General features: G+C 59.0%; 10 protein-coding genes. 9 read left to right on the forward strand and 1 reads right to left on the reverse strand.

The genetic code is table 11. The features are described 5' to 3' along the window. Positions 1 to 102 precede the first annotated feature (102 nt). From KIF87_RS00755 to adhP, 3 genes are all read left to right on the forward strand, one after another. Positions 103 to 1,800 carry an NAD-dependent malic enzyme gene (locus tag KIF87_RS00755; protein WP_159514237.1) on the forward strand — a complete coding sequence of 566 codons (1,698 nt, stop codon included), beginning with the start codon at positions 103 to 105 and terminating at the stop codon, positions 1,798 to 1,800. A 411-nt stretch (positions 1,801 to 2,211) separates the two neighbouring features. After that, complete coding sequence (locus KIF87_RS00760; protein ID WP_213327588.1) at positions 2,212 to 3,924, forward strand: ABC-F family ATP-binding cassette domain-containing protein; 1,713 nt, start codon at positions 2,212 to 2,214, stop codon at positions 3,922 to 3,924. A gap of 198 nt (positions 3,925 to 4,122) precedes the next feature. Then, entirely contained in the window at positions 4,123 to 5,133 is a 1,011-nt protein-coding gene (adhP, locus tag KIF87_RS00765) for an alcohol dehydrogenase AdhP (RefSeq protein WP_213327589.1), read from the forward strand. Between the two features lie 43 nt (positions 5,134 to 5,176). Here the strand turns inward: adhP and KIF87_RS00770 are convergent, their stop codons facing one another. Then, complete coding sequence (locus KIF87_RS00770) at positions 5,177 to 5,683, reverse strand: RrF2 family transcriptional regulator (protein ID WP_029740891.1); 507 nt, start codon at positions 5,681 to 5,683, stop codon at positions 5,177 to 5,179. Between the two features lie 130 nt (positions 5,684 to 5,813). On the opposite strand from KIF87_RS00770, the gene KIF87_RS00775 reads away from it, so the two are divergent. From KIF87_RS00775 to KIF87_RS00800, 6 genes are all read left to right on the forward strand, one after another. Then, positions 5,814 to 7,016 (forward strand): NAD(P)/FAD-dependent oxidoreductase, encoded by a 1,203-nt coding sequence (locus KIF87_RS00775; protein ID WP_213327590.1) that lies wholly within the window; start codon positions 5,814 to 5,816, stop codon positions 7,014 to 7,016. 131 nt (positions 7,017 to 7,147) lie between these two features. Then, on the forward strand, positions 7,148 to 8,767 hold the full coding sequence (locus KIF87_RS00780) for a TIGR04028 family ABC transporter substrate-binding protein (RefSeq protein ID WP_213327591.1): 1,620 nt from the start codon (positions 7,148 to 7,150) through the stop codon (positions 8,765 to 8,767). Positions 8,768 to 8,777: 10 nt separating this feature from the next. Next, positions 8,778 to 9,722, forward strand: a complete 945-nt coding sequence (locus KIF87_RS00785; protein ID WP_213327592.1) for an ABC transporter permease — start codon at positions 8,778 to 8,780, stop codon at positions 9,720 to 9,722. Beyond that, entirely contained in the window at positions 9,719 to 10,567 is an 849-nt protein-coding gene (locus KIF87_RS00790) for an ABC transporter permease (RefSeq protein ID WP_213327593.1), read from the forward strand. The genes KIF87_RS00785 and KIF87_RS00790 overlap by 4 nt, the downstream gene beginning before the upstream one ends. Further along, positions 10,567 to 12,174: a dipeptide ABC transporter ATP-binding protein gene (locus KIF87_RS00795; protein ID WP_213327594.1), complete on the forward strand. Its 1,608-nt coding sequence runs from the start codon at positions 10,567 to 10,569 to the stop codon at positions 12,172 to 12,174. Before KIF87_RS00790 ends, KIF87_RS00795 begins: the two co-directional genes overlap by 1 nt. After that, positions 12,171 to 13,160: a putative FMN-dependent luciferase-like monooxygenase gene (locus KIF87_RS00800; RefSeq protein ID WP_213327595.1), complete on the forward strand. Its 990-nt coding sequence runs from the start codon at positions 12,171 to 12,173 to the stop codon at positions 13,158 to 13,160. The genes KIF87_RS00795 and KIF87_RS00800 overlap by 4 nt, the downstream gene beginning before the upstream one ends.

The raw sequence follows: 13,160 nt of genomic DNA on the forward strand, positions 1-13,160 counted from the left end.
TCAGCTCCTTTATAATACCGCCTGACCGCCTCCCAGCGCACAGGCCAGAAAGATGACAAACAGCAGTGTCAGGGACGGATCTTCATAAAAAGAGTGAGTGACATGGACAACAAACTGAAAAAACATCGTTCCTTATACATCCCATACGCCGGACCGGTTTTACTCGAATTTCCCCTGCTCAACAAAGGCAGCGCCTTCAGCATGGAAGAGCGCAGCAGCTTTAACCTGCTTGGCCTGCTGCCGGAAGTGGTTGAGACCATTGAAGAACAGGCGGAGCGCGCGTGGATCCAGTATCAAGGTTTCAAAACTGAAATCGACAAGCACATCTACCTGCGTAACATTCAGGACACCAATGAAACCCTCTTCTATCGCCTGGTGCAGAACCATCTGGAAGAGATGATGCCGGTGATCTACACCCCGACGGTGGGTGCGGCCTGCGAGCGTTTCTCAGAGATCTACCGTCGCTCCCGCGGGGTATTCATCTCTTATCAGAACCGTCACAACATGGACGATATTCTGCAGAACGTGCCAAACCACAATATCAAAGTGATTGTGGTGACCGACGGCGAACGTATTCTCGGCCTCGGCGACCAGGGCATTGGCGGGATGGGGATCCCAATCGGTAAACTCTCACTCTACACCGCCTGCGGCGGCATCAGCCCGGCGTATACCCTGCCGGTGGTGCTGGACGTCGGCACCAACAACCAGCAGTTGCTCAACGATCCGCTCTATATGGGCTGGCGCCACCCGCGCATTACCGACGACGAGTACTATCAGTTTGTCGACGATTTCATTCAGGCCGTGAAGCACCGCTGGCCGGACGTTCTGCTGCAGTTTGAAGACTTTGCGCAGAAAAACGCGATGCCGCTGCTGAACCGCTATCGCGATGAAATCTGCTCCTTTAACGACGACATCCAGGGCACCGCATCCGTGACCGTGGGTACGCTTATCGCCGCCAGCCGCGCAGCCGGCAGCCAGCTGAGCTACCAGAAAATCGTCTTCCTGGGCGCAGGCTCTGCGGGCTGCGGTATCGCCGAGCAGATTATCGCCCAGACGCAGCGTGAAGGCTTAAGCGAAGAGCTGGCCCGCTCCCGCGTCTTTATGGTTGACCGTTTCGGCCTGCTGACCGACGGCATGCCAAACCTGCTGCCGTTCCAGACCAAGCTGGTGCAGAAACGTGAGAACCTGAAAAACTGGGATACCGACAACGAAGTCCTTTCCCTGCTGGACGTAGTGCGCAACGTGAAGCCGGATATTCTGATCGGCGTTTCCGGGCAAACCGGTCTCTTTACCGAAGAGATCATCCGCGAGATGCACAAGCACTGCGAGCGCCCTATCGTGATGCCGCTTTCCAACCCGACCTCCCGCGTGGAAGCGACGCCGCAGGACATTATCGCCTGGACCGAAGGTAACGCGCTGGTTGCGACCGGCAGCCCGTTCGATCCGGTGGTGTGGAAGGATAAAACCTATCCGATTGCCCAGTGCAACAACTCGTACATCTTCCCGGGCATTGGTCTGGGCGTGATCGCGTCCGGCGCGTCCCGCATTACCGACGAAATGCTGATGTCGGCAAGCGAAACCCTCGCGGGCTACTCGCCGCTGGTCAACAACGGTGAAGGGCTGGTGCTGCCGGAGCTGAAAGACATTCACAAGGTGTCGCGCGCCATCGCGTTTGCGGTAGGCAAAATGGCGCAGCAGCAGGGCGTGGCGGTGAAAACCTCTGCCGACGCGCTGCAGCAGGCCATCGACGACAACTTCTGGAAGCCTGAATACCGTAGCTATCGCCGTACCTCGATTTAATTCGCTTTGACCGTTTCCTTCGCGGTGCGGCCCAATCGCCCGGTGGCGCTTCGCTTACCGGGCCTGCGGGCGGGGTGTTTTCCCTCTCCCTGTGGGAGAGGGTTAGGGTGAGGGCATCAGACCGCACCATTGAATACCCCCTAGCCAAACCCCCTTCCCCCCGCTACACTCCATTCATCCATTAACTCGCTGAATATATAAGGAGGCCAATTATGCTGTATCGTGAAATTTTCAATGTTTCACATACATTTGGTGATCGCACCAGCTCAAGCGTTATCGGTATCGTGCTGCGATAACTTCTGCTTGAGCGAAGACACCAACCCCTGAAATCCCTTCTCTCGGGCTTACTGAGTTATCGTCAGCGATGTTTGACGAGGCATGAACATGCCTGTAACTCTTGGGTAAGCAACAATGAGCACTTTACTCACTGCACAATCTTTACGTGTTGATACGGCGTTTGGCACGCTCTTCGACTCACTCTCCTTTACGCTGAAAAAAGGCGACCGCATTGGCCTGCTGGGCGACAACGGGTGCGGAAAAAGCACGCTGCTGAAGGTGCTGGACGGCACAGATTCCCCCGCCGCCGGAACGGTAGCGCTGGCCGGACACTGCCTGATGGCGCGCGTGGAGCAACATCTCCCGGACGCCATTTTCCCACTGACCATGCTGGATGCCGTACTCGCACAGCTGCCTATAGCCGAGCGCGATAGCCTGCGCTGGAAAGCCGAAACGCTGCTGGCGAGCATGGGCTTCACGCCGCAGGATATGATGCTGCAATCCTCCACGCTAAGCGGCGGGCAACACACCCGCCTGCTGCTGGCGCGGGCGCTGATTCACGAGCCGGATCTGCTCCTGCTTGATGAACCCAGCAACCACCTGGACCTGCCGACCATGCTCTGGCTGGAACACTTTCTACAGAACTGGTCAGGCAGCTTCGTGCTGGTCTCGCATGACAGACAGCTGCTGGATGCCGTCACCAACGGCAGCTGGATCCTGCGCGATAAAACGCTGCACTACTTTGCCCTTCCCTGCACGGCGGCCCGCAAAGCGCTTGAAGCAAAGGATGAAAGCGACGTGCAGCGCCACAAGGCGGAGCAAAAGGAGATTGACCGCGTGACCGCCAGCGCGAAGCGCCTGGCGACCTGGGGCAAGGTTTACGACAACGAAGATCTGGCCCGCAAAGCCAAACAGATGGAAAAACAGGTCGAACGGCTGAAGGAGAACCAGACATCGCTCACGGCAGGCAGCCAGTGGACGTTAACCCTGCGCGGCGACGCGCTGCGGGCAGACCGTCTGCTGGAGATGGAAAACCTCAGCGTCCCGCCTGCACCCGGGCTACCGCCGCTGTTTAACATCGACATGGCGCGGCTGAAAAGCGGCGATCGCGTGGCGATTGTCGGTCGTAACGGCTGCGGCAAATCGTCGCTGATGAGGCTTATCTGGCAACAGTTTGCCGATGAACCCGCAGACAGCGGGTTGAAAATCCATCCGCGCGTGTCGCCAGGCTATTACGACCAGACGCTTCATCAGCTTGCGGACAATGCCACGCTGCTCGACGCGCTGGAGCCTTTCGCGCCGGATCCGCAGAACCGCAAAATGGCGCTGATAAGCGCGGGTTTCCCGTGGGCGCGTCACGGGCAAACGGTCAGCACGCTCAGCGGTGGCGAACGCTCGCGCCTGCTGTTTGTAGGCCTGACGCATGCCCGCTATAGCCTGCTGATGCTGGATGAGCCGACCAACCACCTCGACATGGAAGGCAAAGAGGCGCTGGCGCAAACCCTTCAGCAGTTCGAAGGCGGCGTGCTGCTGGTCAGCCACGATCGCCAGCTAATTAGCCAAAGCTGCAACCGTTTCTGGCTGATTGAAGAGGGAAAGCTGAGCGAGTGGCACGATGCAGAAGCGGTGTTTGAGCGCCTGCGTGAAAGCGCAGGGCTGGTGACCACCGCCGCGCCAGTCATGGATGCCGAGACGGTTCAATCCTCGCCGTATGACGATCTGCTCGAACGGCTGGTCGCGCTGGAAGCGCTGCTGGAAGACGATCTGGCGCGTAAGCCGAAGCATCAAAAGCCGCAGCTGCAGGCACAATGGCGTAAAGAGATTGAGGAGATAGAAGCACAGCTGTAACGCTGCGCCCGGCGAGTCTCTCTCGCCGGGCCAGTATTTTCCCCCTAAATTATTAGAGGAACACCGTATTCTTAATCTGAAATCGAATCAAATGATGACATTATGTTGCCGCAGCCTTGCATTACCAGGCTAATGTATTAATCCTTAAGGGGTACTACACCTGCTATGCAGATTCTTATCATGAACAAGGAGATACACATGAAGGCTGCTGTTGTCACTCAGGATCATCAGGTCAACGTCACCGAAAAAACGTTACGCCCGCTTAAGCACGGGGAAGCCCTGCTGAAGATGGAGTGCTGTGGCGTATGCCATACCGACCTCCACGTGAAGAACGGTGATTTCGGCGATAAAACCGGGGTTATCCTGGGCCACGAAGGGATTGGTATCGTAAAAGAAGTCGGCCCTGGCGTGAAGTCGCTGAAAGTCGGCGACCGCACAAGCGTAGCCTGGTTTTTTGAAGGCTGTGGTCACTGCGAATACTGTAATAGCGGCAACGAAACCCTGTGCCGCGATGTGAAAAACGCCGGTTACTCCGTTGACGGCGGGATGGCGGAAGAGTGCATAGTCACCGCGGATTACGCGGTAAAAGTGCCGGACGGCCTGGATTCGGCGGCGGCCAGCAGCATCACCTGCGCCGGCGTGACCACCTACAAAGCGGTGAAGGTCTCTGGCATCAAACCGGGCCAGTGGATTGCAATCTATGGTCTGGGCGGACTGGGTAACCTCGCGCTGCAGTACGCCAAAAACGTCTTTAACGCCAAAGTCATCGCCCTTGACGTTAACGACGAACAGCTGAAGCTGGCGGCCAGCATGGGTGCGGATTTAACCATCAACTCCCGCAGCGAAGATGCCGCGAAAATTGTGCAGGAGAAAACGGGCGGCGCGCATGCCGCAGTCGTCACTGCCGTCGCAAAAGCAGCATTCAACTCAGCCGTTGATGCCGTGCGTGCCGGTGGCCGCGTGGTCGCGGTTGGCCTGCCGCCGGAAGCGATGAGCCTCGACATTCCGCGTCTGGTGCTGGACGGCATTCAGGTAGTGGGTTCGCTGGTCGGCACCCGTCAGGATCTGCAGGAAGCCTTCCAGTTCGCCGCTGAAGGTAAGGTCGTACCGAAAGTCACGATGCGCCCGCTGGAGGACATCAACGCTATCTTTAAAGAGATGGAACAGGGCCAGATCCGCGGCCGTATGGTCATTGATCTCCGCTCGTAAAAAACTATCGCCGGGTAACGGCTTTGCCCTACCCGGCCTTCTGTTACGACGAACGCCGGTCCGAAATCCACTCCTGAACCTCAATCTGGAACGTGTCCGGTGCTTTTCGATACATTTTGCGCGCCAGATCGAGAATGGTATGTCGGGCTAACTCCTCTTCCATTCGCTGCTGCGCGCTGTCCATCACCGAACGTACCCCGCACGGACCGTCACATACCCAGGCAGGCGGCGTTTCATCAAACACGGCCAGCCGCTGGCGTATCTCCCTGCACTCAAACATATTTTTCTCGCCGTCGATGGCGTGCGTTACGTCCAGCACGGTGATCAGTTCCGCCGGGCGCGCCAGCTGAAAGCCCCCACCCTTGCCTTCCGTACTGATGACCAGACCGGCACGCGACAAGCGGGTGAATATTTTACCGAGATAATCGTACGGCACGCCCTGAAGGGCAGCCATCTCCCTGACGCTCATTTCCCGCTCATTACCCTTCGCATCCACCATGCACATCAGGCTGTGAATGCCGTATTCCACACCGGAACTGTAAAACGCCATGGTTAACCCCAGTTTGCTGTTCAGGCCATTATAACGATTTTTAACTCAGAAAGAAGTTGTCGCAGTTAACTCCGACAAGTATAGTGGCAGTTACGTCAGGCACACATCCTGGCGATCAAAAGGATCGAGTATGAAAAAGCAGATTTTAATTGTGGGTAGCGGCTTTTCCGGTATGTGGGCTGCGGTCAGTGCCGCTCGCCTCTCGGCGCTGGAAGGAAAAGACAATCTTAAGATTGCCGTGCTGGCACCGGTTCCTGAGCTGCGCGTTCGCCCACGCTTCTATGAAGAAAAGGTATCAACGCTGGTCGCGCCGCTGACCGAACTGTTCGCTGAGCTGGATATTGAGTTCATTGCCGGAAGCGCAGAACATATTGATACGCAGGCAAAAACGGTGATATGGCGTGATAATCAGGGGATAACATCCTCGGTGGCTTACGAACGTTTAGTGCTGGCGACGGGTAGCCAGACCAAACGCCCTTCCATTGCCGGCCTTGCCGAGTACGCATTTGATATCGACCAGCTGGAATCGGCGCTGGTATTTGAGCAGCACCTGGATTCACTGGCTTCACGGCCTGCCTACCCGGAACGTAACACCGTTGTGGTCTGTGGCGGCGGTTTCACCGGCATTGAGCTGGCGACCGAGCTCCCTACCCGGCTTCGTTCTCGATTAGGTGACGAAACAAGGATTAAAGTTATCGTAGTTGAGCGCAGTGCTGTAATCGGTGGACGTTACAGCGAAGCCTTGCGCAAGACCATTGAAGACGCAAGCCGCGAGCTGGGCGTTGAATGGCGTCTTAACAGTGAAGTGGAAACCATCGACGCAAACGGCGTTACCTTAAAAAATGGCGAACGTATTGCCGCTTCTACCGTGGTCTGGACGGCAGGCGTTGAGGCCAACCCCCTCAGCCAGAAGATTGACGGCGAACGTGACAACCAGGGGCGGCTTATCGTTACCGAGTCGTTGCAGGTTCCAGCCCATCCGGACATCTATGCAACGGGCGACATGGCGCACGCCAAAACAGACGATGCGGGCAACACGGCGCTGATGACCTGCCAGCACGCGATCCAGCTTGGAAAATTTGCCGGACACAACGCGGCGGCCAGCCTGCTAAACATCGCGCCATATCCTTATCGTCAGGTGAACTATGTTACCTGTCTGGATTTAGGCGCGTGGGGCGCGGTCTATACCGAGGGCTGGGAACAGGCCGTCAAATCCGTCCGCGACGAGGCGAAGAAGATCAAAATCGCCATCACGAACGATCTGATCTATCCGCCAGCAGCAGACAAAACGGTCGCATTTGCCGCCGCCGACCCGTTGGCGAAATTCGTTTAGCTCCCCGCTAACGGGGCGTTTTTTTATTTTCAGTTTCCGGCAATCCTTATCTTAATTCCTTTGTTCCCTTGCTTTCCCCCGCGCCCGATGATGAATCCGACGCTAACAAGAAGATAACAAAGGAATTCACCATGCAAACCCCATTTCGTCTGCCTCTGCTGACGGCGCTGATTCTGGCGACAACCGCAGCCTGGGCAGCAGATGCGCCCGTCAAAGGCGGTACGCTGATTTATCTGGAGCAACAGGCACACACCAACCTCTATCCGCCTGCCGGTGGCTTTTACCCGAACGGCGGCATTCTGAATCAAATCACCGACAAGCTGACGTGGCAGAACCCAAAGACGCTGCAGGTGGAACCCTGGGTGGCAGAAAGCTGGACCACCAACGCCGATAAAACCGAATACACCTTTAAACTACGTCCCGGCATCACCTTCTCCGACGGCACGCCGCTGGACGCGAACGCCGTGGCGAAAAATTTTGATACCTACGGTTTAGGCAATAAGGCGCAGCGCCTGCCGGTGTCAGAAGTGATCAATAACTACGATCGTAGCGAAGTCATCGACCCGCTGACCGTGAAGTTCTACTTTAAAAAACCGTCGCCGGGCTTCCTGCAAGGCACCGCCACCATTGGCTCGGGTCTGGTTTCGCTCAGCACGCTGAAGCGCAACTTCGAAGAGCTGGGGGATGCCCGCCATATCATTGGCTCCGGCCCGTTTGTAGTGAAGGACGAGAAGCTGGGCCGTGAAGTGACGCTCGAAGCGCGCAAAGACTATCAGTGGGGACCGAAAAACCTGGCGCAACAGGGGCCAGCAAATCTTGATGGCATCAAGTTTATTGTGACCCAGGAAGACAGCGTGCGCGTGGGCGCCCTGCTGGCCGGTCAGGCCGACTTTATTCGCCAGGTGCAGGCGTATGACGAAAAGCAGGCGACAGACCAGGGCTATAAGATCTACGCCGCCCCGACGCGCGGGGTGAATGACAGCATCAGCTTCCGCCCGGATAACCCGCTGGTCTCCGATATTCGCGTACGCCAGGCGCTGCTGCGTGCCACCAATGCAAAACAGGTGGTCGAGATCCTCTTCTCGGCCAACTATCCGCAGGCGAAGTCAGTGATTGCCGATTCCGCCGCAGGCTTCGTCGACCTCAGCGACAAATTGACCTTTGACCCGGCAAAAGCTAACCATCTGCTGGACGACGCGGGCTGGAAAGCAGGCGGCGACGGGATCCGCGCCAAAGACGGCCAACGTCTGGCACTGACGGTGTATGAATCCCTGCCGCAGCCGCAAAACAAAGAGGTGCTCCAGCTGGTTGCCCAGCAGTGGCGACAGGTGGGCGTGGTGCTGAGCGTCAAAGCCGGTGACGCAGGCAGCCGCACGCTGGATAACCTTGACCCGCTGAAAACCCCGTTAACCGTCTCAGAAGTAGGCCGCGCCGATCCTGACGTGGTGAAAAGCATGTTCTACCCGGCAAACCGCGACGCGCTGCTGCAAAAAGGCGGATCCAGCGACAAGGTCAAAAACTTCCGCGACGACAAGCTGAATGAACTGCTGGTGAACATTTCGGCTGAGGTCGATCCGCAAAAACGCCTGCAGCTGGCGGGGGACGCCCAGCGTTACCTGCTGGATAACGCCTACGTCATTCCGATTTTTGAAGAGCCGCAGGTCTTTGCCGGTGCGCCGTGGCTGAAAGGCGTCAATTTTGAAGCGGTAGGCCGCCCGTCGTTCTACGGCGCGTGGATTGAGAAACACTGAGGAGCTGACGATGCGCCACGCACTTCTTCAACGCTTTGGGCACGGGTTGCTGGTACTGTGGGCCGCCTTTACCCTCTCGTTCGTGTTGCTCCAGGTGCTGCCGGGCGACGCGGTGCTGATTAAATTTCAGAACCCGGACCTGGGCTTAAGCCCGGCGCAAATCGAGGAGATGCGCGTGGCCTACGGCGCGGACAGCCCGCTGTGGCAGCAATACGGCCACACGCTGCTGGCGATGCTGCGCGGGGATTTCGGCTATTCGTTACAGGCAGGGGTGCCGGTCAGCGAGCTGATTGCCAGCAATCTGCCGGATACCCTGAGTCTCGCCCTGCCCGCGTTTGTACTCGCGGTCCTGCTGGCGTTTGCGCTGGCCTTTGCATCGCGTCTGCCGAGTCTGCGCTGGCTGAGCAATTCCCTCCAGTCTGTGCCGGTCCTGTTTATCTCCTTACCCACGTTCTGGCTGGGGATTGCCCTCATCCAGCTCTTTTCTTTTCAGCTGCGGCTGATCCCGGTGATTAACCCGACGCCGCTTCAGGGACTGATCCTGCCGATCGTGACCGTCGCGATCCCGATCTCCGCCCCGCTGGCACAAATTCTGATGCGCAGCCTGGACCAGGTGGCGACGCAGCCGTTTGTCGCCGTCGCCCGTGCCAAAGGGCTGAGTGAAACCGCCGTCCTGTGGCGTCACGTTACCGGCAACGCCCTGCTGCCGGTCCTGAACATTGCCGGGCTGCTGCTGGGCGAGCTGATTGCCGGGGCGCTGATCACGGAAACCGTTTTTGGCCGCAGCGGGCTCGGACAGCTGACCCAGCAGGCGGTGAATAACCAGGATATCGCCGTACTTCAGGCGGTAGTGATGATTTCCGCCCTGGGTTTTGTCCTGATCAATCTGCTGGTGGATCTGCTGATGCCGCTGCTGGATCCCCGCCTGCAAACCGTTACCGGAGGTGCATCATGAGTCTGGTCGATTACGCTGCCGCCGCGCGAAAACGCGTTCCAGCCTGGCAGGGAATGGAATGGCAACCGGGACTGTGGCTGGCATGGGGGGTGATTATTCTCGCCGCGTTTGCCGCCGTGGCGCCCGGCCTGTTAACCCACTACAGCCCGATTGAGGGCATCGCTGGGGCACAACGCCTGGCGCCGCAGGCGGGACACTGGCTCGGCACCGATCAGCTTGGCCGCGATGTTTACACGCGTATTATTTATGGCGCGTCACATTCCCTGAGCGCGGCGCTGGCCGCCGTGACGATGGGTCTGGTGGTCGGCACGGGCTTAGGGGTGGTTGCCGGGGCGTTCGCTGGACGCGTCGAGTCTCTGCTGATGCGCTTCGTCGACGTGCTGCTGTCCATCCCGTCTCTGCTGCTCTCGCTGACGGTGATTATTCTGCTCGGGTTTGGCACCGTTAACGCCGCGATTGCCGTAGGCGTGGCCTCTATTGCCAGCTTCGCCCGCCTCGCGCGCGGTGAAGTCGTGCGCATCCGGCACACGGATTACGTCGAGGCGGCGTTTGGCAGCGGCGGGACGTTTTTCGCCGTGCTGTGGAGACACATCCTGCCCAACGCGTTAACCGCCGTCCTCGCCTATGCCACGCTGCAGTTTGGTCAGGCCATCCTGGCGCTCTCCACGCTGAGCTTTCTCGGCTACGGCACCCCGCCGCCCGTGCCGGAATGGGGCTTATTGATTGCCGAAGGCCGTAACTATCTCTCTACCGCCTGGTGGCTAACCACCTTCCCCGGCGTCGTCGTCATCGCCGTGGTGCTGGCCACCAACCGTATCAGCCAACAGTTCAGCGGAGGTCGCTAATGACCGTTCTCTCAGTGGAAAATTTGACGATCAGCTACCGTACCGCGCGCCAGTGGCGAGAGGTGGTGCATAACGTCAGCTTCACGCTCGGGCGAGGGGAAATGCTGGCGTTTGTCGGCGAATCCGGATCCGGTAAAACGACCACGGCACAGGCGATCATTGGTCTGCTGGCTGACAACGCCCGGCGCGATGCGGGAAAAATATCGCTCAACGGCGAGGAGATTAGCCGATGGTCCGCGAAGCGTCTCGATACCCTTCGCGGGGCGCGAATTAGCCTGGTCCCGCAGGATCCGGGTAATTCGCTCAACCCGGTGAAAACCATCGGTGCGCAGGTCGGAGAAATCATTCAGCTACACCAGAAAGTGACCCGCGCCCAGCGCGACGAGCAGGTGCTCGCCCTGCTGACAAAGGTCGGCCTGAGCCACCCCGAACAGCGCATGACGCAGTATCCCCATCAGCTCTCCGGCGGAATGAAACAGCGCGTGTTGATTGCCATCGCCATTGCCCTGCGCCCGGATGTGATCGTTGCCGATGAGCCCACCAGCGCGCTGGATGTGACGGTGCAAAAACGCATTCTCGATCTGCTGGATATCCTGCGCCGGGAATCGGGTACCGCCGTTCTGTTTGTCACCCACGATCTGGCGCTGGCCGCACAGCGCGCGGACAGGCTGCTGGTCTTTCGCGATGGCGAGGTTCAGGAGCATGGCAGCACTGCCGATATCGTGCGCACACCGCAGCACGCCTACACCCGCCAGCTGTTGAGCGATCTCCAGGGCCAGCGCCTGACCATCGCCCCGGTGGCCGGCCGCCCGCTCGCGTCACCGGCCATTCGCGCCCGCGCCATCAGCAAACAATTCTCCCTCGGCAAAGGTCATCAGCTTCAGGCGCTGGATCGGGTGACGTTTGACGTCAGGCGCGGCAGTACGCATGCGCTGGTTGGTGAATCGGGCTCCGGGAAAACCACCCTCGCCCGTATTTTGCTCGGTTTTGAACAGGCCGACAGCGGGCAGGTCATCATTGATGATATTGATGCCACCGCGCTCAGCCGCGAGGCCCGCCGTCAGCTGCGCCAGAAGATCCAGTTTGTCTACCAGAACCCGTTTGCCTCTCTCGACCCGCGTCAGACGCTGTTCGAGATCATCGAAGAGCCCCTGAAGAACTTTTCTCGCCTCGGTAAGGCGGAGCGAAAGGTCCAGGTGGAGACAGTGGCGCAGCGGGTTGCCCTGCCCGTCGAACTCCTGAGCCGCACCGCCCGGGAACTTTCAGGCGGACAGCGTCAGCGCGTTGCCATCGCCCGGGCGCTGATCCTCGAGCCGACCATTCTGGTGCTGGACGAAGCCACCTCTGCGCTGGACGTCACCGTGCAGGCGCAGATTCTGGCTCTGCTCCAGCAGCTGCAGCAGCAGCTGGGATTGACCTACCTTTTTATCACGCACGATCTGTCTACCGTGCGCCGGATCGCCCACAGCGTCACGGTGCTGCGCAGCGGTCAGGTGGTCGAACAGGGTGACGTCGGAACCTTATTCGCGTCGCCGCAGAACGATTATACCCGCGAGCTGATTGACGCCATTCCCCATTTTTCACCCGCTACGGAGGAGTTCGCATGACGCGAAAACGCCTGGGATTTTTCACCCGCCTGCTTGACGACGCTACGCCGAAGGAGCGCTATCGTCTGGCAACTGAACAGATCCGCCACGCCGAACGCCACGGTTTTGACAGCGCCTGGATCGCGCAGCACCACTTTCACGAAAGTGAAGGCGGCCTGCCGTCGCCGCTGCTGTTTCTGGCGCACGTCGCCGCGCATACCGAAACCATCCGCCTGGGCACGGCCATCATCACCCTGCCGATGGAAAACCCGCTGCGCGTCGCAGAAGATGCCGCCGTGCTCGATTTACTCGCCGATGGCCGTCTTGAAGTCGGTTTTGGATCGGGCGGCACACCGACCTCATTTCTGCCGTTCGGCCTGACGTTTGAGGAGCGCGGCGCGGCCTTTGCTGACCATTTGCATGTGATCCAAAGCGCCTGGCGCGGGGATTCGCTGACCCATCCGGATAACCACCTTTACCCGCCAGCGCCACAGCTTGCTGAACGCATCTGGATTGCCACCTTCTCTGTTGACGGAGCCGTTCGCGCCGCGCAGGCCGGACACGGTTTAATGCTCTCGCGCACGCAGCCGCGCCCGGCAGATCGGCTGGATTTAACGCTCGACGAGATCCAGAACCCGATTGTGGATGCCTACCTCGATGCGCTGCCGGCGGGCATCGCACCGCGTATCCTGGCCTCCCGTACGGCGTTCGTCGCCGACAGCGACGACTATGCGCTCAGGGTCGCAACGCCGGGTCTTACCAAACAAGCCGAGCAGCATCGCGCTGCCGGGCACATTGTAAAAGGTGACAGCGTCACTGATTATCGCCGTCAGTTCGACGCCCATATTGGTTCGCCCGATACGGTGCTGCATTCGCTGAATGCTGATTCCATTCTCAGGCGCGCCACGGATATCTCATTCCAGGTCCATTCGGTCGAACCTACGCATCGCGACACGCTGCGGTCCATCGAACTGATCGCCGAACGCATTGCCCCCCACATACTTTGA

This window comes from Enterobacter sp. 120016 (assembly GCF_018383635.1).
In the GTDB taxonomy this organism is placed as follows: domain Bacteria; phylum Pseudomonadota; class Gammaproteobacteria; order Enterobacterales; family Enterobacteriaceae; genus Enterobacter; species Enterobacter asburiae_D.